Raw genomic sequence first — 21707 nt, 5'->3', positions numbered from 1 at the left:
TGGGTACGCGCCGCAGTCCCACGACGCGCCGGGACCAGGGTGACGCACGCCACGGTGGCGGGCATCTCGGGGTCCATCGGCCGAACGGGTGACTTCCTGACCCGCGCGCCGCGCCCACTACCCTCGGACCCCGTGACCGCCTCGTCCCCCGTCTCGTCGTCTGCGGCCAGTCGGCCGGACCCGGCCCCCTACGCGCGTCCCGGCGGTTTCCCCGTCGTCGGCGTCGTCGGCGGCGGGCAGCTCGCCCGCATGATGCAACCGGCCGCGACGGCCCTCGGCCTGCGGCTGCGCGTCCTGGCCGAAGGCCCCGACGTCGCCGCCGCGCAGGTCATCACCCCGGCGCCGATCGGTGCCGCCGACGACCTCGACGCCCTCGTCGCCTTCGCCTCCGACTGCGACGCCGTGACGTTCGACCACGAGCACGTGCCCGGTCCGGGCCTGCGGGCGATGGCCGAGGTGACGAGCGTCCAGCCCGGTGCCGACGCCCTCGTGCACGCCCAGGACAAGGTCGTCATGCGCGAGCGGCTCAGCGCGCTCGGCGTCCCGTGCCCCGCGTGGGCGCGGGTGGCCGACCGGGCGGCCGTCGAGGCCTTCGCGGCCGACGCCGGGTGGCCCGTCGTGCTGAAGACCCCGCGCGGCGGGTACGACGGCAAGGGTGTCCTCGTCCTCGACGGCCCCGACGACGCGGGCTGGGCGACGGCCGACGCGTGGTTCGCCGACTGGGCCGACCGCGGCGGGCTGCTGGCCGAGGAGCACGTGCCCTTCACCCGCGAGCTCGCCGCCCTCGTCGCGCGCAGCCCCTCGGGCCAGGCGGCGGCGTGGCCCGTCGTGGAGACCGTGCAGCGCGACGGCGTCTGCCACGAGGTGACGGCCCCCGCCCCCGACCTCGACGACGACCTGGCCGCCGAGCTGACCGACGTCGCCCTGCGCATCGCGGGCGGTCTCGGTGTCACGGGTGTGCTGGCCGTGGAGGTGTTCGAGGTGCAGCGGATCGTCGCGGGGGTGAGCCGGCGGACGTTCGTCGTCAACGAGCTGGCGATGCGCCCGCACAACTCGGGGCACTGGAGCATCGACGGGGCCGTGACGAGCCAGTTCGAGAACCACCTGCGGGCCGTGCTGGACCTGCCGCTGGGTTCGACGGCCGCGCGGTCCCCGTGGACGGTCATGGTGAACGTGCTGGGGCCGAAGGAGATCCAGACCCGGCACGAGGACCTGTACCGGTCCTACCTGCACGTCATGGCGCACGACCCGGGCGTCAAGGTGCACCTGTACGGCAAGGAGCAGCGGCCCGGCCGCAAGCTCGGGCACGTCACCGTCTACGGCGACGACCTGGACACCGTCCGCGAGCGTGCCCGGCACGCGGCGGCCTTCATCGCGGGGGAGATCGACGAATGAGCGTTCAGGTGGGGCTCGTCATGGGGTCCGACTCCGACTGGCCCGTGATGGAGGAGGCCGCGAAGGCGCTGGAGGAGTTCGGCGTCGGCTACGAGGCCGACGTCGTCTCGGCGCACCGGATGCCGCAGGACATGGTCGCGTGGGGCGCCTCGGCCGCCGACCGCGGGCTGCAGGTCGTCATCGCCGGCGCCGGGGGTGCCGCGCACCTGCCCGGGATGCTCGCGAGCGTGACGCCGCTGCCCGTCATCGGCGTGCCGGTGCCCCTGCGGTACCTCGACGGCATGGACTCGCTGCTGTCGATCGTCCAGATGCCCGCGGGCGTGCCCGTCGCGACGGTCTCCATCGGCGGGGCCCGCAACGCGGGGCTGCTCGCCGTCCGGATCCTCGCCGCCGCCGACGCCGACCTGCGCGCGCGGATGGTCGAGTTCCAGGACGGTCTGCGGCAGACCGCCTACGACAAGGGGGAGAAGCTCCGCGCCCGCACCCGGCGCGGAGGCGTCGGCTTCGGGAGCTGACGCCTCCGCCGGGGACGGACGCGGGGCTCTGGTGGGGCGGCGGGTCCCCTGACCCACCCTCACCGGACGGACCGACACACGGTGGTGCTGCGTGCTGGGTGCACCGTGGGTGGTGCGCGGTGCGGGGCTGCTCGGTGCGCGGAGACTCGAACTCCAGGCTGCCCTCCACCTCCAGCGGGTGGCCGTTCTGCCCGCCGGCCACTGCGGGTCGTGTCCGCTCCCGTCCGGTTACCGACTGCCGCCGCCCCTCACCCCCTCCCGGTCAGTCCACCAGGTCGTGGGTCCAGTTCGCCTGCTGGATCCGGCCGTCGAGGGTGCGCAGCGTGCGCGCCACCTCGTCGGCCTGTCGGCGCAGGTCGGCGACCGGCAGGGCCGAGAGGTGCCGCAGCTCGCTGCGCAGGTGCCGAGTGCCCTGACCTGCCGCGGCGTCCGCCGCCGACGTCAGCACGGCGTGCTGCAGGCGCAGCACGTCGCGGGTGGCGAGGGCATCGGTCATCGTGCCGTCCGGACCGAGGTCGACCCGGGCGTTCGTCCGGTTGACCTGCGCGATGAGCGTGCGCAGGCGGGACAGCACCTCGCCCACCTCGACGAGCAGCGCGGCGGCGTCCTCGGCGGGCTCCTCGCCCTCCTGGTAGCGCGCGTTGGCCGCGATGCGGCTGCGCAGCTGTTCGACCCGGCGTTGGGCGTCGGCGCGTTCGGTGAGCGCTTCGGCGATCTTCACGTCGACGACCGTAGGTGCCCTCCGGTGCTCCGTCCACGGGGTTCCCGCGGCCTGTGGACAGCGGTTCGGCGGGGCCCCGGTAGCGTCGCGCCGTGAGCTCCCGCACCGACGGCCCCCTGGTCACCGAGTCCCACCGCGTCGACGGGCACGACGTCCACGAGCACGTGCTCACGGTCCCGCTGGACCACTCCGGGAGCCTGCCCGGGACCCTGGAGGTCTTCGCCCGCGAGTACGTCCGGGACGGGCGCCACGACGCCCCGCGCCTGGTCTTCTTCCAGGGCGGTCCGGGGAACCCCTCGCCCCGGCCCGACGTCGTCGGCGGCTGGCTGGACCGGGCGCTGGAGGAGTTCCGGGTCGTGCTCCTCGACCAGCGCGGGACGGGCCGCTCGACGCCGCTGGACCGGCAGTCGCTCACCGGGACGCCGGCCGAGCAGGCCGCGCTGCTGCGGCACGTGCGGGCCGACTCCATCGTCGCCGACGCCGAACTGCTGCGGCACGCGCTCGGTGGGGACACCTGGGCGGCCCTCGGGCAGAGCTACGGCGGGTTCTGCCTCACGACCTACCTCTCGCAGGCGCCGCAGGGGCTGCGCGAGGTGTTCGTCACCGCCGGGTTGCCCGGGATCGACACCACGGCCGACGACGTCTACCGCGCCACCTACGCGCAGACCGCCCGCCGCAACGCCGAGTTCTCCGCCCGCTACCCCCGCGACCTCGCCGTGGCGCAGCGCGTGGCCGACCACCTGGAGTCCACCGAGGAGTTCCTGCCGACGGGTGAACGGTTGTCGGGCAGGCGGTTCCGCACCCTCGGCATCGCGCTGGGGACGGTGTCGGGTTTCGACGCCCTGCACTTCGCCCTGGAGGACCCGTTCACCACCGTCCGCGGTGAGGTCCGGCTGCGCGAGCGGTTCCTGCTGGAGGTCGGGCGGCGGCTCTCCTTCGCCGGACAGCCGCTCTACGCCCTCGTCCACGAGAGCATCTACGCGCAGCGTGCGGCGACGGACTGGTCGGCCGAACGCGTCCGCGGGGAGTTCTCCGAGTTCGCCCTCGACGCCCCGGAGTTCCGGTTCACGGGCGAGCACGTCTACCCCTGGCAGTTCGACGAGGACCCCGCGCTCGTCCCCCTGCGCGAGGCCGCGCACCTGCTGGCCGCCGACGCCACCCTGCCGGCCCTGTACGACGCCGAGGTGCTGGCGCAGAACACCGTGCCGGTCGCCGCCGCGGTCTACGTCGACGACATGTTCGTGCCCTACGCGTTCTCCGCCGCGACGGCGCGGGCGGTCCGGGGGGCCCGCACCTTCGTCACCAACGAGTACCAGCACGACGGGTTGCGGATGGACGGGCGGCGCCTGTTCGACGTGCTCCTCGACCTCGCCCGGCGGTGACGCGCGCGGGCGGGTAGCGCGCAAACTGCTCAAGGTCAAGGGTTGCCTGTGTGCAGACTGTGCAGCACACTCTGCCCGGTTGATCCGTTTGAGGCAGGTTTGAGGCAGGGAGGCCCCGTGCGCAAGATCGTCCTGTCGGCCGCGATGAGCACCGCGCTGCTCGCGACGACACTGGCGGTGACGCAGTCCGCGTCCGCCGACACCAGTTCCAGTTCCACCACCGGGACCACCACCAGCAACCAGAAGGGCGCTGCCACCGCGCAGCAGGGCACGACCCGCTACGTCGTCCTCTACGACGCCGGCGTCACCGACGCCATGGCCCGCACCTCGATCGCCCAGGCGGGCGGGACGGTGCTGTCCAGCAACGCCGAGGTCGGCTACGCCCTCGTCGAGAGCTCGGCCGCCGACTTCTCCGCCAAGGCCGACCGCGCCGCCGGCCTCGTCGGCGCCGCCGCCGACCGCAGCATCGGCAAGGCCCCGGCCGACGCCGTGTCCGGTGCGGACGCCGTCGAGAAGCTGACCGAGGCCGAACGCGCCACGCTCGCCGGCCGGGCGTCCCTGCAGTCCCTGGCCAAGAAGGCCAAGGGCGCCGAACCGCTCGCCCCGTTGCAGTGGGACATGCGCGCCATCGGGGCTACCCCCGACGGCTCGTACAAGGTCCAGCCGGGCAGCAAGAAGGTCACCGTCGGCATCATCGACACCGGCGTGGACGGCACCCACCCCGACATCGCCCCGAACTTCGACCGGGCCGGGAGCCGGAACTTCGTCACCGACATGCCCGACATCGACGGCCCGTGCGAGGTCGCGGACTGCGTCGACCCCGTCGACGTCGACGACGACGGCCACGGGACCCACGTCGCCAGCACCATCGGTTCCCCGGTCAACGGCCTCGGCATCGCCGGCGTCGCCCCGAACGTGAACCTCGTCAACCTCCGCGCCGGCCAGGACTCCGGGTACTTCTTCCTGCAGCCCACCCTCGACGCGCTGACGTTCGCCGGCGACTCCGGCGTCGACGTCGTCAACATGAGCTTCTACGTCGACCCGTGGCTCTACAACTGCCAGGCGAACCCCGCCGACTCCCCGGCCGAGCAGCAGCAGCAGCGCGTCATCGTCGCCGCCGTCCAGCGCGCGATCGACTACGCCCGCGGCAAGGGCGTGCTGCCGATCTCGGCCAGCGGCAACGAGGCCACCGACCTCGGCGCCCCCGGTGTCGACTCCTCCAGCCCCGACTACCCGGTGGACGCCGACGGGAACCCGACGAAGGCCCGCGACCGCACCATCGACAACTCGACCTGCCTCAACGTGCCCGCCGAGAACGACGGTGTCGTCACCGTGAACTCGACCGGCCCGTCCGGCCGCAAGGCGTACTACTCGAACTTCGGCACCGAGCAGTCCGACGTCTCCGCCCCCGGCGGCGACGCCTACGACACAGCCAACGAGCGCACCTCGCCCGCCGGCATGATCCTGGCGGCCTACCCGGCGAACGTGGCCAAGGCCGAGGGCACGATCGACGCCAACGGTGAGCCGAACACCCCGTTCGTCCTGCGGCAGAAGACGAGGGACGGCAAGGACGCGTACTACCAGTACCTGCAGGGCACCTCGATGGCCGCCCCGCACGCCACCGGGGTCGCGGCGCTGGTCGTCAGCCAGTACGGCAAGCCGGACAAGGCGCACCCCGGCACGCTGACGCTCGACCCGAAGGTCACCGAGGCCATCCTCACGGGCACGGCGACCGACACCCCCTGCCCCGTGCCGGCGGAGTTCACCTACCGCCGCGTCACCGCCAACGGGCCCGTCACCTCGACGGCCACCTGCGCCGGACCGGCCGACGACAACGGCTTCTACGGCGAGGGGATCGTGAACGCGCTCAGCGCGGTCACCGAGTTCTGATCCTCGGGCTCTGATCCTGGGGTTCTGGAGCATCGGGTTCCGGACTCCACGGCAGCAGCAGAACGCCCCGTCGGCCTCTCGGCCGGCGGGGCGTCCTGCTGCCCGGGCGACTCAGGCGGGGGCGGGGGCCGGCGCCGGGACGAGGGACGTCAGCGCCTGGGTGTCGTCGTTCTTGAGGTCGGTGAACATGGCCAGCGCCTTCTGGCTGTCCCACTTCACCGCGGTGCCGTGCCCGGTGCGGTAGTTCGGGTCCGAGACCGGCACCGTCATGGAGATCCCACCGCTGCCCGTGGCCGCGCGCATGCCGCGCAGGAACCCGACGAGGTCCGTGATGGAGGACTCGTCGTCGACCGTCACCGCGGCACCGCCCGCGGAGGCGAGGGGGAACGCCCGGAAGGGGTTCAGCAGCGTGGTGGGGCTCGCGGCCTTCGACACGATGGCGCCGAGGAGTTCGCGCTGGCGCTGCACGCGGCCGAAGTCTCCCTGGACGTCGGTGTAGCGGTAGCGGGCGTACCCCAGCGCCGTCTTGCCGTCCATCTGCTGGCAGCCGGCCGGGATGTTCAGCCCCGCGCGCACGTCGTCCACCGCCTTGGCCGGGCACATCGTGACCCCGCCGACGGCGTTGACGATCTGCGCGAAACCGCCGAACCCGGTCTCGACGTAGTGGTCGATGCGCAGCCCCGAGACCTGCTCGACCGTCTGCATGAGCAGAGGGGCGCCGCCGATCGAGAAGGCCGCGTTGATCTTGTTCTTGTCGTGGCCCGGGATGGGGACCCACGAGTCGCGGGGGATGCTGATGAGCGCCGCCGGCCCCCCGCCGTCGGGGACGTGCAGCAGCATGATCGTGTCCGTGCGCTGGCCCGAGATGTCGGCGCCGCCCGCGGAGTACTCCGCGATCTCGGCCGGCGTCAGTCCGTCGCGCGAGTCCGACCCGACGATGAGGTACGTCGTGCCCGGGGTGGCCGCGGGGCGCTCACCCGTCGAGGCCGCCGCGATCTTGTCCACCGACGACCAGCCGCGCCAGGCAAGGGCGACGGGGTAGGTGACGGCCAGCACGACGAGGACGGCGACGACGGCCAGGACCCGGCGCCGGCGCACGTGGGGCCGACGGCGCGCACGGGCCGGCCGCGGCGGGACGGGCCCGCGGTCCTGCGGGTCCGGGGACTCGGACAGGTCGTGCGCGTCCTGCGGGTCCTGGGGGGCCCGGGGGCGCGTGGCGGGCGGTCGCTGCAGTTCCGCGAGGCGCTGCTGGTGCCCGGGGGTCTGGGCGGCGGGCCGGCCGGCCGCGCGCCGGGGCTTGCCGTAGGTGGTGGAGTGCCAGCGCTGCGCCTCGTCGGCGGAGGTGTCTCGCTCGGGGGGCTCGGCGGGCATGTCCACCACCGTACGGCCGGCGCCGCACCCCACCCGTCCCTCCACACGCGGAAAACACACTTTCCGCCCCTGCCGCGCGCTCCCCGCGGGCGGAGAGCACGACACCCGCCCCGGAAGGGACGGTGCAGGGGCGGAAAGCGTGTCCTCCGCGCGGGGGAGGGTGGGTCAGGAGCGGGGGCGGCCCAGGGCGCGGTACGTCCAGCCGGCGGCGCGCCAGCGGGTGGGGTCGAGGGCGTTGCGGCCGTCGAGGATGCGCTTCTCCTTGACCAGGGAGGAGATCGTGGCCGGTTCCAGGTCGCGGTACTCCTTCCACTCGGTGAGCAGGAGCACGACGTCGGCGCCGCGGACGGCCTCGGTGACGGTCTCGGCGTAGGAGATGTCCGGGACGGCCTTGCGGGCGTTGTCCAGCGCGGCGGGGTCGGTCAGGACGACGTCACCGCCCTGCAGGCGGATCTGGGCGGCGACGTTGAGGGCGGGGGAGTCGCGGATGTCGTCCGAGAGCGGCTTGAACGCCGCGCCCAGGACGGCGACGCGCTTGCCGATGAGGGAGCCGTCGCAGACCTCGCGGGCCAGGTCGACCATGCGGATCCGGCGGCGCATGTTGATGGAGTCGACCTCGCGCAGGAAGGTCAGGGTCTGGTCGGCGCCGAGCTCGCCGGCACGGGCCATGAAGGCGCGGATGTCCTTGGGCAGGCAGCCGCCACCGAAGCCGAGGCCGGCGTTGAGGAACTTGCGGCCGATGCGGTCGTCGTGGCCGATGGCGTCGGCGAGCTGGGTGACGTCGGCGTTGACCTTCTCGCACAGCTCGGCCATCGCGTTGATGAAGCTGATCTTGGTGGCGAGGAAGGAGTTGGCGGCGACCTTGACCAGTTCGGCGGTCTGGTAGTCGGTGACGATGAGGGGGGTCCCGCGGCCCAGGGGGGTGGCGTAGACCTCGTCGAGCAGGGCCTTGGCGTTCTTGCCCTCGGTCGTGGTCTGCCCGCCGGGGACGCCGTAGACGAGGCGGTCCGGGGTCAGGGTGTCCTCCACGGCGTGGCCCTCGCGCAGGAACTCGGGGTTCCAGGCCAGCGCGGCGCCGGGTTCGGTCTCCTTGACCTTCAGCGCGAGGCGGGCGGCGGTGCCGACGGGGACGGTGGACTTGCCGACGACGAGCTCGCCGGGGGCGACGTGGGGCAGCAGGGAGTCCACGGCGGCGTCGACGTACTTCATGTCGGCCGCGAACTCGCCGCGCTTCTGCGGGGTGCCGACGCAGACGAAGTGGACGGCCGAGCCGGCGGCTTCGGCCATGTCGGTGGTGAAGCGGAGCCGGCCGGTGGCCATGGTGCGCTCGAGCAGTTCGGGCAGGCCCGGTTCGAAGAACGGGGCGCGAGCGGCCTGCAGGGCCGCGACCTTCTCAGGGTCGACGTCGATCCCGATGACCTCGTGCCCCAGCTCGGCCATGCACGCAGCATGGACCGCGCCGAGGTAGCCACATCCGATGACAGTCATCCGCATGACGCGCAGAGTAGCGACCCGTACGCGGTGTGAACACATCCGCGGCCGTTCGGGGCGGTGAGACGCCCGTCTCGCGGAGGTCCTGTGACCGGCTGGAGCCGAGGGTGTGACCGGATCTCGTCAGAAGTCGTGACACTCTGTGCCTCAAGATTCGGCCGTTCGGGGTCGAGACCTGCAGCTGACGGCACGTCCCACCGGAAGGTCACCATGCGCTTGCGTCCTCGCACCCTCGGCCTCGCGGCCGCCCTCGCGGTCAGCACGGCCCTCGTCGCCGGGGGAGCGCCCGCGACCGCCAGCCCCGGCGTCACCCTCAAGGCAGCCCAGGGTGACCGCGTCTACGGCGCCGACCGCGTCGGCACCGCCATCGCGGCCTCGAAGTCCTTCTCCAGCCAGGGCGCCTCCGCGGTCGTCCTGACCCGGTCGGACACCTTCGCGGACGCCCTCGCCGGCGCCCCGCTGGCCTCCGACAAGGGCGGCCCGCTCCTCATGACGTCGCGCACGGCGCTGCAGCCCGAGGTCGCGGCCGCCATCAGCGACGTCCTCAAGCCCGGCGGCACCGTGTACCTCCTCGGTGACACCAACGCCCTGTCGGCCGGGGTCGAGAGCGCCGTCAAGGCCCTCGGCTTCACGACCCAGCGCGTCTCCGGCTCCGACCGCTTCGGCACGGCCGTCGCGATCGCGAAGCTGCTGCCCGGTGCCCAGACCGTCTCGGTCGTCACCGGCTGGAACTTCCCGGACGGCCTCGCCGCCGGTGCCCTCATGGGCGTCGTCGAGCGCGACACCAACCACAGCATCGGCGTGGTCCTGCTGAGCGACGGCGGCAACCTCGGCGCCACGACGCAGGACTACCTGAACTCCCGGACCTTCGCGACGAAGCTCGCCATCGGCGGCACCGCCGTGACGGCCGTCGGCCGCGGCACCAGCGGCTGGGCCCAGCTCGCCGGCAACGACCGCTACGAGACCGCGGGCCTGGTGGCGCAGCAGTTCACGTCGAAGGCCTTCTTCGAGGACGCGACGACCGTCATCGGCGTCGCCACGGGCGAGAACTGGCCGGACGCCCTGTCCGGGTCGGCGTTGCTGGCCTACGCGGGCGGCCCGATGCTGCTGACCGCCAAGGGATCGCTGCCCGACAGCACGAAGAACGCGATCAACGTCATCAAGTCCGACGCCACGGCGAACGGCAAGACGATCGACAACGTCCTCGTCTTCGGCGACCAGAACTCCGTCTCGGACGCCGCGTACAACGCCGCGGTCGCCGCCGCGAGCTGATCCCGCTCAGTCCCGGACGGGCCCGTCACCCTCGTGGGGGCGGGCCTGTTCCGGTGTGAGGGCCTCGTCGAGGGCGAGGCGGCGGGCCAGTTCGGTGACCGTCTCCTCCAGGTGCCGGGCCCGCCGGTAGGAGGAGACGACGAACCCCAGGAAGGCGATGACCAGCCCGTACAGGAGCAGGTCGGCGCCGCGGCCGACGCCGACGAGGTTCGCGACCGACGTGACGGCCGTCGGCACGAGGATGCTCGCGACGGCCAGCGCCACGAGCGCGGCCAGCAGCAGCCGCCGGACGGCCTGGTGCCGGGCGTTCGCGGTGCTGCGCACGAGGACGGCGCCGACGACGAGCACCACGGCGATGAGCAGGACCTGGATGGCGAGCACGACTACCCCAGCAGCGTTTCGACGAGGATGTTGATGCTGTTCAGCAGCGACTGGCCCTTCGAGCGCGAGTAGTCCGTGTAGAGGACGTGCACCGGCTGCTCGCCCCAGCGCAGGTCCGACCGGCCCACCTGCGCGACGATCTCGCTGGCGTGGGCCATCCGGTTGTGGCGGATCCGCAGGGTCTGCGCCCCGCGGCGGGAGAATACCCGCAACCCGTTGTGCGCGTCCGTCAGGCGCAGCCCCGTCGTCCGGTTCGTGTAGACGACCGCGGCCCGCAGCACGAGCCGCTTGAGCCGGTCCAGCTCGGTGCGCCGGTCCAGGAACCGGCTGCCGAACACCACGTCGAGGTCCTCGGCCTCCAGCCGCCGGACCATGTCGGCCGCGTCCTCGACACGGTGCTGGCCGTCGGCGTCGAACGTCACGACCGACCGCGTCCGCGGGTCGCGCAACGCGTACGCGATGCCCGTCTGCAGCGCCGCGCCCTGGCCCAGGTTCACGGCGTGCCGCACGACGACCGCGCCGGCCCGCTCGGCCTCGGCCGCGGAGGCGTCGGTGCTGCCGTCGTCGACGCACACGACGTGGGCGAACTGCTCGTGCAGGCCGCGCACGACACCCCCGATGACGCTCGCCTCGCAGTAGAGGGGGACGACGACCCACGTGTCGTCGAACCCCGGGGCGCTGGGGCGCGGCGGGGTCGGGGTGGGGGAGGCGGCTGAGGTGGTCACGGCCCGTCCATCATGGCGCGTCCCCCACCCCACCCCGCGCATCGGCGAGGATGACGCGCGTGAAGTCCCTGCTGTCGACCGTCCGCACGCTGCTCTCGCTCCTGCCGGCGGGCAGTTCGCGGTTCGTGGCGGTCTACTGCACGGCCCAGGCGCTGCTGTCGGTCTTCGACGTCGCGGCCCTCGGCCTGCTCGCCGTCCTGCTGCCCGCCGCGGTCTCCGGCAGCGGCCAGCTCGCCCTGGCGCTGCCCGTCCTCGGCGCCTCGATCACGACGGTGCAGCTCATCGTCCTCATCTGCGTCGCCAGCCTGCTGCTCGTGGTGAAGTCCCTGGCCCAGCTCGCGCTCGTGCGCTGGGGCGTCGTGCGCTTCGCCGACCACGAGGTCGACGTCGCCGACCGGCTCGTGCGCGCCTACCTGTCCGCGTCGTGGAGCTACCGGCTGCGGGCCTCCTCCGCGCGGGCCGTCCGGACCGTCGACGAGTCGCTCAACCAGTCCTTCAACGGGTTCCTCATGCCGTTCTCCAGCCTCGTCGCCGAGGTCGCCTCGCTCGTCGCGGTCGGGGCCGTCGTCCTCGTGGCGGCGTGGCAGACCGCGATCGTCGCGGCCGTCTACTTCGGGCTCGTCGCCGTCCTGCTCTACTCCGTCATCGCCAAGCGCGCCGCCGCGGCCGGCCGCACGGCCACGTCGGCCAGCGTCCAGACGATCCGGCTCGTCCAGGAGTCCTTCGCCACGACGAAGGAGATCACGCTGCGCGGCCGCGGCGACCAGCTCGCCGGGGTGGCCCGCGAGGTGCGCACGGGCAGCGCGCGCGCCCGTGGGATGGCGTTCTTCTACTCCGTCGGCCCGCGGTTCGTCCTCGAGGCCGCGCTGCTCGGCGGGTTCCTCGTCGTCGGCGGCGTCGCCGTCCTGACCCAGGGCGTCACCGAGGCCGTCTCGGCCATCGGCCTGTTCGCCGTCGCGGGGTTCCGCGTCGTGCCGTGCCTGACCCGGCTGCAGTCGGTGTTCGCGACGATGCACGCCCACGAGCCGAACGCCCACGAGGTGCTCGAGGCGTTGCGGGAGACGGGGGCCGCGGGCGCCGAGCCCCCGCGGTTCGCCCCCGTCGACCCCGTGGGCCTGCCCCCGGGCGCCGTCGAGATCGTCCTGGACGACGTCACCTTCACCTACCCCGGCAGCGAGCGCCCCGCCCTGGCGGGGGTCTCGGCGCGCATCCCGGCCGGGGCCCGCGTCGCCGTCGTCGGCCGGTCCGGGTCGGGCAAGTCCACGCTCGTCGACGTCGTCCTCGGCCTGCTCGAGCCGTCGGCCGGCCGGGTCCTCGTCGGGGGCGTGCCGTTGGCCGACGTCGCCGCGGGGTGGCGTGGACGGATCGGGTACGTCCCGCAGGAGGTCGCGCTGCTCGACGCCGACGTCGCCGCGAACGTCGCCCTGTCCTGGCGCCGGGAGGAGGTCGACGAGGCGCGCGTGCAGCGGGTGCTCGCCGACGCCCAGCTCACCGAGGTCGTCGCCGGTCTCCCGCAGGGCCTCTCCACGCCCGTGGGGGAGCGCGGGCTGCGGCTGTCCGGTGGGCAGCGGCAGCGGCTCGGCATCGCCCGGGCGCTCTACACCGACCCCAAGGTCCTCGTCCTGGACGAGGCGACGTCCGCGCTGGACGCCTCGACCGAGGCCGCCGTCACCGCCACCGTCGCCGGCCTGCACGACGTCACCGTGCTCGTCGTCGCCCACCGTCTCGCGACGGTCCGCGACTGCGACGCCGTCGTGCTCCTGGAGGAGGGGCGCGTCGTGGACGTCGGCACCTTCGACGAGGTCGTCGCGCGGGTGCCGGACTTCGCCGTGCAGGCCGAGCTGTCCGGGCTGACGGGGGCCCCCGGCTCCTGACGCGGGCCTGACGCGGGCCCGCAGTGCACCGGGCACGGCTGCGGGACCCGCCCCCCCCCCGCGGGTCCCGCAGCCACCGGCTCACTTCAGGTGGATGAACGTGCTGAACTGCGAGTCGGCGGAGCCGACCGTCGTGGTGCGGTGCGAGTACGCGTCCCGGTGCAGGTAGTTGTACTCGTCGACCTCGATGGACCCGTTGGCGTTGACCTTCGTCACGAACGCGACGTGGCCGTAGCTCCCGCCGTTGCGGACGGCGACGTCCCCGGCGCGGGGGGTCCCGGACACGGGGATGCCGGCGGCCCGGGCAGCCTGGTCCCAGTGCTCGGCGTTGCCCCAGTGCTGGCCCTTGTAGGAGTTGCTGAAGTCGATGCCCAGCCGCGACCGGACGGCCCACGCGACGAAGCTCGTGCACTGGCCCTTGTAGAAGTTCCAGGGGTCGACGCCGCTGCCCTGCCCCTTGTAGGGGTAGTCGTCGCGGGCCGGGTACCCGCCCGTGGACGTGCTGCCCCCGATGCGGTGGGAGGCGTTCTCGTTCTTCAGGGTGGCGTTGAGGTTCGCGGTCGCGCCGGCCGCGAACGTCTGTCCCGCACCGCCGTAGCCGCTGTTGAAGAACACCGTGACCGGTTTGCCGGTGCGGTTCCAGACCGAGGCCGCGTTGTTCTTCACGCAGCGGCCCTTGCCGGTGCCGGCGCCGCGGAACTCGTAGCAGTCCGGCTGGGCGGCGCCGTAGTCGGAGATCGAGCCGGTGAAGTCGGAGACCGACCCCTGCTGGCCGCTGTTGAAGTACAGGCAGAACTCGCCGGCGTTGCAGACGCCGTCGCGGGCGGCGGCCTGGGCGGGGGTCGACACCGCGAGCGTGCCGGCGGCCAGGAGGCCGGTGGCGACGGCGGCGCCGAGGGCGGAGCGGAACGGAGTGCGCATCGGTGGGTCCTCTCGGTGGTGCTGGTGGTGGTTCCGGGGTCGTGTCGTGAGGTCGTGTCGTGAGGTCGGGTCGTCAGTCGCCGCGCTGGAACTGCTCCCAGGTCCGCTTGCGGACGGCCGGGCCGTCGTCGGGGGCGCCGTTCGCGAGTCCGTTGCGGCCCTCGAAGTAGTCGCCGACCTGGTCGGCCGCCGGCCGGGACAGGTCGGGGTCGCTGATGGCCACGGCGTGCACGTGCAGCGGCCACCGGCCCTGGGCGGGGGTGCGCAGCCACGCCGCGAACCCCACCTCGCGCAGGGCGTTGACGAGCGTGCGGCGCTGGGCGGCGGTGAGCCGTTCGGCGTCGAGGTCCAGGGCGCCGCCGCCGTCGTGGGTGCCGGCCGAGGTCGGGTCGGCGCCGGGGGAGTAGGACCCCTGCTCGACGACGACGGGGACCCCGGCCCGGGTCCGGGCGGCCTGCAGCATGGCGAGCGTGCGGGCGTTGCAGGCGAACCCCTGGACGGTGGTCCGCCCGCCCGTCGCGACGGGGCGCACGACGGTGAAGCGCCCCTGTCCCAGCCGTTCCAGCGACGCCCGGCCGGGCAGCCCCGTCGCCCCGAGTCCGCTGTGGCCCAGCGAGCGCTGCCACGCGGCGTACGCCGCGACCGTCCGGGTGCCGAAGTGGCCGTCGACGTACCCCGACGCGAGCAGCCCGCGGTCCGCCAGCGCGCGTTCGACGAGCCGGACGCCCGGTCCGGCGCCCGGGGTGACCGCCTCGTCCGCCTTGGCGGGGTCCCACTGGGCGGCCAGCAGCACGGCCTCCATCGAGACGGTCGGCAGGGCGGCGGCGGCGGCGCGCTGCGCGCCCGCCAGGGCCAGCGGTGCGGCGGCCAGGGCTCCGACGACGGTCCGGCGCCGTGCGCCCGGACCGGCCCGCAGGTCGATCGACATCGGTCCTCCTCCTCGCGGGGGCCGGGTGGTCCCGGCCGGTGCACCGACCCTCGCCGTGCGGGGCCGACGTCGTCACGGGCAGCCCCTGCCCCCCGGCGTCCTTGTGCCGACCGGACCGCGGGGCCACAATGCGTGACCGTGCGTGACAGGTCGGTCGGAGGTCGTGCGACCGGACCCGTGACCTCGGCCTTCGTCGTCCGGTACGCCGACGAGACGTGCACCCTGCGGGAGGGGCAGCGCCGGCGGTTCGGCCGCAGCGACGCCGAGGACGACATCACCGTGTGGGAGCAGGTCCGCGGCAACACCCTGTCCGTCACGGCAGGGGAGTTGTGGTGCACCGACGGGCAGGTCTGGGTGCGCAACCTCTCCAGCGCGCACGAACTCGTCGTCGACGGCCCGGGCGTCGTCTCGACCGTGCTGCCCCCGCGGGACCCCGACCGCCCGGGGCACGCGTGCTCGGTGCCCTGGCCGCGGGGTTCCGTGCACGCGCCGAGCACCGGGTCGTGGCGGTTGCTGATCGCCCCCGACGACCGCCGGTCCACCTCCGAGACCCCCGAACCCGTCCCCGCGGAGCCGGCCGCGGCGCCGCCCCGCCGGATCCCGGCCGACCTCGACCCCGTGGCCCGCGCGGTGTGCGCGCCCGTCCTGGCGGGTCGCCGCGAGGGGGCCGACGCCGGGGAGGTGGCCGGCGTCCTCGGTCTGCCGCGGCGGGACGTCGAGCGCGACCTCGCCCGGCTCGCGGACCTGCTCGGCCTCGACGACCCCACCGGTGTGGACGGTCCGGAGCTGGCGCGGGTGCTGCTGGCCTCACCCGTGCTGGGGACCGTCCGCGTGCCGGACGTCCCGGCGCAGCACCGCGACGTCGCCGAGGCCGTCTGCGCGCCGTTGCTGCGCGGTGCCCCCGGTCCGGCCACCTACGCCGAGGTCGCCGCCGTCCTCGGCGTCAGCGCCCGCACCGCCCGGCGGCGCGTCGAGGCGCTGGTCGAGGAGTACGCCGACACCGTGCGCGCCCTGCCCGGCGGGGTGCGCCCGCAGGACACGCTGACGGCGGCCGTGGCCCGGCTGCTGGTCCACCGCGGCAAGCTGCAGGGGGCCGTGGGTGGCTGACCTGCCCTTCCCCGACGGGTTCGAACCGGTCGGGTCACCCCTGGGCGTCGGGTCGACGGCCGTCGTGTGGCTGGCGCGGCGCACGGTCGACGGCCGGGTGACCGCCCTGAAGGTGTGGCGGCGACCGCTCGCCGGCGCCCGGGACCGCGAACGCTTCGTGCGCGAGGTCCGCCGGCACGCCGACCTGGCCGCCACCAGTGGTCACCTCGTCTCCTACACGTGGGCCGAACCGGACGCCGACCCACCGTGGATCGCCGTGGAACCGCACGGACGCGCCCTGGCCGACGTCCTCGCCGACGACGGCCGGCCGGCCCTGGCCGAGGGGCTGGTCTGGGGCCACGACCTGCTCCTCGGGCTGGCCGCCGTGCACCGCGCCGGGGCCGTCCACCGCGACGTGGGCGTCGGGAACGTCCTGGTCCACGAGGGCCGGGCCAAGCTCTGCGACCTCGGCCTGTCGACCGTCCAGGGGGCCGCCACCGAGGACCGGGCCGCCGGGACACCCCGGTACGTCGCCCCGGAGCTCAGCCGGGGGGCCTCGCCGGACGCCCGCACCGACGTCTACTCCGCCGCCGTCGTCCTGCGCGACGTGCTCGGCGAGGACCTGCCCGCGGGCCTGGAGCAGACGCTCACCGCGGCGGCCTCGGTCCGGTCCGAGGACCGGCCCGCGGACGCGGCCGCCTTCGCGCAGCGGCTCGCCCGCGACGCCGAGGAGCTCGGGGTCGCGCTGCCCCCGCCGCTGCCGCCGGGCCCGCGGGCCGAGCCGGTCGCCGGCACCTCCGGGCGCCCCGCCCGCCGGCCGGCCCGCGCCCTGCTGGTGGGCGGCCTCGTCTCGGGGCTGCTCGCCGTGGTGGTCGCCGGAGCCGTGGTGCTGACGGGCGGCGGGGTCCTGGGGCGCGGGTCCGCCGGGGGGTCCGCCGGGGGTTCGGCCGGGCCCCGCGCGGTGGCCGGGGGGACGCCGTCCGTCACGGGGGCGGGCACGCCCGACGCCGCCACGGCCCGCGCGGACGTGGCCGCGGACGGCAGCCCCGTCGTGCTGCCGCCCGCGACCCCGGGCCGGTGCGACCAGGCCGTCACGGACGCCGCCCCGGTGGCCCGCTCGGAGGTGGCCCGCGCCGACGGCGTGGTCGTCGGGGAGGTCCGCCTCTTCCAGGCCCCCGACGGCGGCGAGGTGTGCGCCAAGCTCGTCAAACCGGAGGGGTCACCGCTGCGCGGGCAGGAGACCCACCTCGCGCTCACCCTGTGCGGGCAGGGCGGCACGTGCGACCACGACTGGCACGCCTACCGCATCGACGCCGGCCCGGTCGTCGTGCCCGCCGTCGACGGGTGCGTGTCCTGGCGCGTCTCGGTGCTCGACGCCGCCGGGCAGTGGTCGGTGCGCGACGCGACGGGGGCCTGGTCCTGCCCGTGAGGGGTGCGGGAACGCCGCAGCGTTCCCGTCCGCACTCCCCAGCTCCCGTGTCTGGGTCATGCTCGGAGGGTGAGCTCCACCCGGGCCCTGGCCGCCGGCTACCTCGCGGCGCAGGCCGTCGCGGTGCCGGTGTGGTGGACCGGGCTGGCCGTCTCGCCGTCCTTCCGTCGACGCTTCGAGCTCGGCGACCCGGCCGTCCTGGACTCCTTCGCCCGCGGTGACGTCGTCCTCGCGCTCACCTCGGCGGCCGCCGCCGTGCTGGTCCGCGCCGGGCACCCCGCCGCGGCCCCGGTGGCCGGCGTCGTCACGGCCGTCGTGGGCTGGAGCACCGTCCGCACCCTCCGGTGCGCGGCCGCGAGCCGCAGCGGCGGGCTCGGCGTCGCCGCCATGACGGCCGCGACGGCGGGCAGCGCCCTCGCCCGGGCGCTCGCCCGGTGAGGCTCTACCGGGTCGCCCGTCCCGCCACCCGCGGCCGGCACCTGGCCAAGACCCTGGCCTGGATGGTCGTCGTCTGGACGCTCGCCCTCGTCGTGCTGCCGACGGGGCTGCGCGCGGTCGAGAGGTGGCTGGGGGTGCCGACGTGGCACCTGCCCGGGGGACCGGTCGCCGGGGTCGTGGTCCTCGTCGCGGCGAGCGCCCTCGGGATCCGCTGCGCGTTCGCGATGGCCGCCGGGGAGGGCACACCCGTCCCGTTCGACGCGGCCGCCCGCCTCGTCGTGGCCGGCCCGTACCGGTGGGTGCGCAACCCGATGGCCGTCAGCGGGTGCACCCAGGCCCTCGGGGTGGCGCTCCTCGTCGGGTCCCCGACGTACTACCTCGTGCCGCCGGCGGGGGCGCTCCTGTGGCACCTCGTCATCCGGCCGTCGGAGGAGCGGTTCCTGCTGGACCGCTTCGGGACGGCCTTCGCCCGGTACCGGGACGCCGTGCCCCTGTGGTTTCCGCGTCGCTGAGGCGCTCCCCGGGAGTGGCGGGCCCGGGTTCCGAGAAGCGCTGGGTAGGGTCCGGTGCGTGTCGCCGCTGGTCCGCATCGCGACGCGGACCTACCCGCCGGACGTGGGGGCCGCGCCGTTCCGCCTGCGCGCCCTGGCGCGCGCGCTCGTCGCCCGCGGCTGCGAGGTCGAGGTCCTGACGACGTCCGCGACGCGGGCGGAGACGCCCGACGCGGGGGTGCGCACGCGGCGCCTGCCCGTCCTGCGCGACGGCGACGGCGTCGTCCGCGGCTACCTGCCCTACCTCTCCTTCGACGTCCCCCTCACCGCGCGGCTGCTCACCGGCCGCCGCCCCGACGTCGTCGTGCACGAACCTCCGCCCACGACGGGGGTCGTCACGCGGTTGACGTCCCGGCTGCGCGGGGTGCCGTACGTCTCCTACCTGCCCGACGTGTGGTCCCAGGGCGCCGTCGCCGCGGGGGCCCCGGCCCCGGTGCTGCGCGCGGTCGCCCTCGCCGAACAGGCGTCGCTGCGGGGTGCCGCCCGCGTCCTGGCCGTCACGCAGGGGATGGCCGACGAGGTCGTCCGCGGCGGCGTCGACGCCTCGCGCGTGCGCGTCGTCGGGAACGGGGTGGACGTCGACGTGTTCCGTCCGGCCGTCGAAGTGGTTGCGGCACAGGGGGTCCGTGTCGTCTACAGCGGCACGATGTCGGAGTGGCAGGGCGCGGAGGTCTTCGTCCGCGGGTTCGCGCGGTTCGTCGCCGACCACCCCGGCGCGACGCTGACGATGGTCGGCGGCGGGGTCGACGTCCCGCGGCTGCGCGAGCTGGCCCGCACGGTGCCCGGGGTGCAGCTGCCCGGCACCGTCCCGCCCGAACGCGCGGCGGAACTGCTCGCCGGGGCCGACGTCGCGCTGGCCTCGCTCGTCCCGGCCAGCGGCTACGACCTCATGTCGCCGACCAAGATCTTCGCCGCCACGGCCTGCGGGACGCCCGTGCTGTTCGCCGGGGTCGGCAGCGGTGCGACGCTCGTGCGCGAGCACGACCTCGGCTGGGCCGTCGCGCACGACCCCGCGGCCGTCGCCGCGGCGCTGTCCGAGGTCCGGACGCCGTCGCCGGAGCAGCGGGAACGGCTGCGCTCGTGGGCCCTCGCGCACGGGTCGCTGGCCGCCGCCGCCGACCGCGCCGCCGACGCCGTGACCGACCTGCTGTGAACCCCCCTGTCGCCGTCGTCACCGGCGGCTCCCCGGCCGGGGACGGGCTGACCCTCGTCGTCGCCGCGCTGTGGGTCCTGCTGCCGGGGGCGGCCGTGCTCGTCGCCGGCGGGGTGCGCCGGTCGCCGCTGCTGCTCGGCGCCGCGCCGGCCGTCTCGATCGGGGTCTCCACCGTCGCCGCGAGCGTCACCGGCGCGACGGGCACGCGCTTCGCGTGGTGGGGAGTGCTCGCCGCCGCGCTGCTCCTCGCCGCCCTCTCCCGCCTCCTGCGCGGCCACCTCCCACGGGCGGAAAACACTCTTTCCGCCCCCGAACGGGCGGGTTCGAGGGCGGAAGGAGTGTTCTCCGCCCGGGGGCCGCTGCTGGCGGGGGGTGTCCTCGTCCTGGCCGCCGCCGCGACGACGTGCGAGCTGTTCCGGCGGGGGATGGGCGCGCTGGCGACGCCGTCGCAGGAGCACGACACCATCACCCACACCCTCGTCGTGGCGCGCATCCTGCGCACCGGCGACGCCGCCCCGTGGCGCGCGCAGGCCCTCGACGTCGTGACCGGCACGCCCGCGCAGTACTACCCCGACGGCCTGCACCAGTGGGCCGCCCTCGTCGCGCAGACCGCCCGCGTCGACGCCGTCAGCGGGCTCAACGCCACGAGCGTCGTCGTCCTCGCCGTCGTCCAGACCCTCGGGCTGCTCGCGCTCGCCGACCGGGTCCTGCCGCCGCGCTGGCTCGCGGCCGGGGGTGTCGCGGCCGTGGCCTCGTCCCTGGCCTACCAGCCGCTGCTCGCCATGCACCACGACTCCGGTGCCCTGCCCAACGCCGCCGCCATCGCCCTGGCCCCCGGCGCGATCGCCCTCGTCATGCCGCCGCGCGAGGTCCTGTCGTGGCGAGCGCTGTCCGCCCGGGTGCCCGCCGTCGCCCTCGCGTGCGCCGGCGCCGTCACCGTCCACCCGAGCGCCGCCCTCACGGTCGGCAGCGGGGTGCTCGGCGTGTGGTGCGTCTGGCTCGTGGGCAGCGGCCTCTCCGCCGTCCGCCGGCGTTCCTGCGGGGCGGAAAGCACGCTTCCCGCCCCTGCACGCCCCCGCTCGGGGGCGGAAAGGGTGTCCTCCGCCTCGGAGGGGCGGGTCCCGGAGGCGGACAGCGTGTTCTCCGCGCGGGCCGGGTGGCGGTGGCTGGTCGGGCTCGTGGTGGCGGGAGGGCTGGCGGGCGGGCTCGTCGGGACCTCGCTGCTGCAGGCCGCGTCGGCCGGGGGCGGGTCGAGCTCCCGCTTCGCCCGCGACCTCCCGCCGGAGTCCCTTCCCGACGCGCTGCACCGCGTCCTCATGCTGCCGCTGCAGGGCGGGGTCGACCCCGGCGGGACGCAGGAGCAGTGGGTGCTGGCCGTCGCCGTCCTCGCCGGGGTCGCGCTCGCCGGGCGCAAGGCCCTGCCCGTGGTCTTCGTCTGGCTCGTCTGGTCGGCGCTCGCGGTCGCCTACCTCGTCGACCTGCACGCCCCGGGCCTGGACCTCGTCTGGGACTCGGCGTGGAACTCCTACTACCGCGTCGTCGCCCACGGCAGCCCCTGGGCGTGGCTGCTGGCCGGGGTCGCCGTCGTCCGGGTCGCCGGGTGGCTGACCCGGGGGCGCCGGGCCGCACCCGTCGTCGCGGCCGTCCTCGGGGCGGCGCTGCTCGCCGGGGCGGCCGTGGAGTCGGGACCGGGGGAGGTCCAGGCGCTGCGCGAGCGGTACGCCGCCCCCGCCTACGAGCGCATCGACGCCGACGACCAGGCCGCCGCCCGCTACCTCGCCTCCGTCGTGCGGCCCGGTCAGCGGGTCATGAACTCCGGCAACGACGGCTCCACCTACGCCTACGTCCTCGAGGGCGTCCCGGTCCTGGCGACGACGGCCGTGCCCCTGGCCTCGCAGCCCGACCTGCGGATCCTGGCCCGTGACCTGCGCGCCATGACCCCGCAGGTGCAGGAGGTCGTGCGCCGCGACGACGTCGCGTGGGTCGTCGTGGACTCCCTCGCGCCGGGCCTGCCGCTGCGCCCCGACGACGCGCGGTTCTTCGGCGTCCCCGGGTACGCCGTGCCGCCCGGGCTCGTCGACCTCGACACCGCCCCCGGCTTCCGCCGCGTCTTCACGAGCGGGTCGGTGGGGGTCTGGGAGGTGCTGCCCCCGCAGCAGGGTCAGGCGCAGGGCTCGTGACCTG

General features: G+C 75.1%; 19 protein-coding genes. 12 read left to right on the top strand and 7 right to left on the bottom strand.

What is annotated here, in order from left to right; all coding sequences use genetic code 11:
- Positions 1-132: 132 nt before the first annotated feature.
- Both AB0637_RS15600 and purE read left to right on the top strand, forming a co-directional pair.
- Positions 133-1395 carry a 5-(carboxyamino)imidazole ribonucleotide synthase gene (locus AB0637_RS15600; protein WP_366173366.1) on the top strand — a complete coding sequence of 421 codons (1263 nt, stop codon included), beginning with the start codon at positions 133-135 and terminating at the stop codon, positions 1393-1395.
- Positions 1392-1910, top strand: a complete 519-nt coding sequence (gene purE, locus AB0637_RS15595) for a 5-(carboxyamino)imidazole ribonucleotide mutase (protein WP_366173365.1) — start codon at positions 1392-1394, stop codon at positions 1908-1910. The genes AB0637_RS15600 and purE overlap by 4 nt, the downstream gene beginning before the upstream one ends.
- 262 nt (positions 1911-2172) lie before the next feature.
- Here purE and AB0637_RS15590 read toward each other — a convergent pair whose 3' ends face one another.
- A complete protein-coding gene (locus tag AB0637_RS15590; RefSeq protein ID WP_366173364.1) occupies positions 2173-2631 on the bottom strand; it encodes a DIP1984 family protein in 459 nt (152 codons plus the stop codon).
- Positions 2632-2723: 92 nt separating this feature from the next.
- On the opposite strand from AB0637_RS15590, the gene AB0637_RS15585 reads away from it, so the two are divergent.
- Positions 2724-4013, top strand: coding sequence for an alpha/beta fold hydrolase (locus AB0637_RS15585; RefSeq protein WP_366173363.1), 1290 nt, complete (start codon positions 2724-2726; stop codon positions 4011-4013).
- 117 nt (positions 4014-4130) lie between these two features.
- Positions 4131-5903: a S8 family serine peptidase gene (locus AB0637_RS15580; RefSeq protein ID WP_366173362.1), complete on the top strand. Its 1773-nt coding sequence runs from the start codon at positions 4131-4133 to the stop codon at positions 5901-5903.
- 111 nt (positions 5904-6014) lie between these two features.
- Here the strand turns inward: AB0637_RS15580 and AB0637_RS15575 are convergent, their stop codons facing one another.
- Complete coding sequence (locus tag AB0637_RS15575; RefSeq protein ID WP_366173361.1) at positions 6015-7274, bottom strand: LCP family protein; 1260 nt, start codon at positions 7272-7274, stop codon at positions 6015-6017.
- 165 nt (positions 7275-7439) lie between these two features.
- The gene (locus AB0637_RS15570) at positions 7440-8768 is read right to left on the bottom strand and encodes a UDP-glucose/GDP-mannose dehydrogenase family protein (protein WP_366173360.1); all 1329 of its coding nucleotides are present in this window, start codon (positions 8766-8768) and stop codon (positions 7440-7442) included.
- A 207-nt stretch (positions 8769-8975) separates the two neighbouring features.
- Here AB0637_RS15570 and AB0637_RS15565 point away from each other — a divergent pair, with 207 nt between their 5' ends.
- Positions 8976-10037, top strand: coding sequence for a cell wall-binding repeat-containing protein (locus AB0637_RS15565; RefSeq protein WP_366173359.1), 1062 nt, complete (start codon positions 8976-8978; stop codon positions 10035-10037).
- 6 nt (positions 10038-10043) lie between these two features.
- Here AB0637_RS15565 and AB0637_RS15560 read toward each other — a convergent pair whose 3' ends face one another.
- Both AB0637_RS15560 and AB0637_RS15555 read right to left on the bottom strand, forming a co-directional pair.
- Positions 10044-10418, bottom strand: coding sequence for a DUF2304 domain-containing protein (locus AB0637_RS15560; protein ID WP_366173358.1), 375 nt, complete (start codon positions 10416-10418; stop codon positions 10044-10046).
- 2 nt (positions 10419-10420) lie between these two features.
- Positions 10421-11143: a glycosyltransferase family 2 protein gene (locus AB0637_RS15555; RefSeq protein WP_366173356.1), complete on the bottom strand. Its 723-nt coding sequence runs from the start codon at positions 11141-11143 to the stop codon at positions 10421-10423.
- Positions 11144-11202: 59 nt separating this feature from the next.
- Here AB0637_RS15555 and AB0637_RS15550 point away from each other — a divergent pair, with 59 nt between their 5' ends.
- Positions 11203-13017, top strand: coding sequence for an ABC transporter ATP-binding protein (locus tag AB0637_RS15550; RefSeq protein WP_366173355.1), 1815 nt, complete (start codon positions 11203-11205; stop codon positions 13015-13017).
- 81 nt (positions 13018-13098) lie between these two features.
- On the opposite strand, the gene AB0637_RS15545 is transcribed toward AB0637_RS15550, so the two are convergent.
- Positions 13099-13938 (bottom strand): CHAP domain-containing protein, encoded by an 840-nt coding sequence (locus tag AB0637_RS15545; RefSeq protein WP_366173354.1) that lies wholly within the window; start codon positions 13936-13938, stop codon positions 13099-13101.
- A 73-nt stretch (positions 13939-14011) separates the two neighbouring features.
- The gene (locus AB0637_RS15540; protein ID WP_366173353.1) at positions 14012-14866 is read right to left on the bottom strand and encodes a peptidoglycan-binding domain-containing protein; all 855 of its coding nucleotides are present in this window, start codon (positions 14864-14866) and stop codon (positions 14012-14014) included.
- 177 nt (positions 14867-15043) lie between these two features.
- Here AB0637_RS15540 and AB0637_RS15535 point away from each other — a divergent pair, with 177 nt between their 5' ends.
- The 6 genes from AB0637_RS15535 to AB0637_RS15510 all read left to right on the top strand — a co-directional run bounded on the left by AB0637_RS15535 (position 15044) and on the right by AB0637_RS15510 (position 21703).
- On the top strand, positions 15044-15973 hold the full coding sequence (locus tag AB0637_RS15535) for a hypothetical protein (RefSeq protein ID WP_366173352.1): 930 nt from the start codon (positions 15044-15046) through the stop codon (positions 15971-15973).
- A complete protein-coding gene (locus tag AB0637_RS15530) occupies positions 15966-17381 on the top strand; it encodes a protein kinase (protein WP_366173351.1) in 1416 nt (471 codons plus the stop codon). Before AB0637_RS15535 ends, AB0637_RS15530 begins: the two co-directional genes overlap by 8 nt.
- Before the next feature lie 69 nt (positions 17382-17450).
- On the top strand, positions 17451-17819 hold the full coding sequence (locus AB0637_RS15525) for a hypothetical protein (protein ID WP_366173350.1): 369 nt from the start codon (positions 17451-17453) through the stop codon (positions 17817-17819).
- Entirely contained in the window at positions 17816-18331 is a 516-nt protein-coding gene (locus tag AB0637_RS15520; RefSeq protein WP_366173349.1) for a methyltransferase, read from the top strand. Before AB0637_RS15525 ends, AB0637_RS15520 begins: the two co-directional genes overlap by 4 nt.
- Before the next feature lie 58 nt (positions 18332-18389).
- Entirely contained in the window at positions 18390-19523 is a 1134-nt protein-coding gene (locus tag AB0637_RS15515) for a glycosyltransferase family 4 protein (protein WP_366173348.1), read from the top strand.
- Positions 19520-21703: a DUF6541 family protein gene (locus AB0637_RS15510; RefSeq protein ID WP_366173347.1), complete on the top strand. Its 2184-nt coding sequence runs from the start codon at positions 19520-19522 to the stop codon at positions 21701-21703. Before AB0637_RS15515 ends, AB0637_RS15510 begins: the two co-directional genes overlap by 4 nt.
- Positions 21704-21707: the final 4 nt, after the last annotated feature.

The sequence above is a fragment of the Kineococcus sp. NPDC059986 genome, assembly GCF_040702905.1.
GTDB lineage: Bacteria > Actinomycetota > Actinomycetes > Actinomycetales > Kineococcaceae > Kineococcus.
Note: the sequence above shows the minus strand (reverse complement) of the source record. Positions and strands in the feature narration are given on the sequence as shown.

Excerpts from the sequence above, each read along its gene's own strand:
- AB0637_RS15570 (WP_366173360.1), bottom strand. The coding sequence starts at position 8,768 with ATGCGGATGACTGTCATCGGATGTGGCTACCTCGGCGCGGTCCATGCT.
- AB0637_RS15540 (WP_366173353.1), bottom strand. The coding sequence starts at position 14,866 with ATGTCGATCGACCTGCGGGCCGGTCCGGGCGCACGGCGCCGGACCGTC.
- AB0637_RS15545 (WP_366173354.1), bottom strand. The coding sequence starts at position 13,938 with ATGCGCACTCCGTTCCGCTCCGCCCTCGGCGCCGCCGTCGCCACCGGC.
- AB0637_RS15575 (WP_366173361.1), bottom strand. The coding sequence starts at position 7,274 with ATGCCCGCCGAGCCCCCCGAGCGAGACACCTCCGCCGACGAGGCGCAG.
- purE (WP_366173365.1), top strand. The coding sequence starts at position 1,392 with ATGAGCGTTCAGGTGGGGCTCGTCATGGGGTCCGACTCCGACTGGCCC.
- AB0637_RS15565 (WP_366173359.1), top strand. The coding sequence starts at position 8,976 with ATGCGCTTGCGTCCTCGCACCCTCGGCCTCGCGGCCGCCCTCGCGGTC.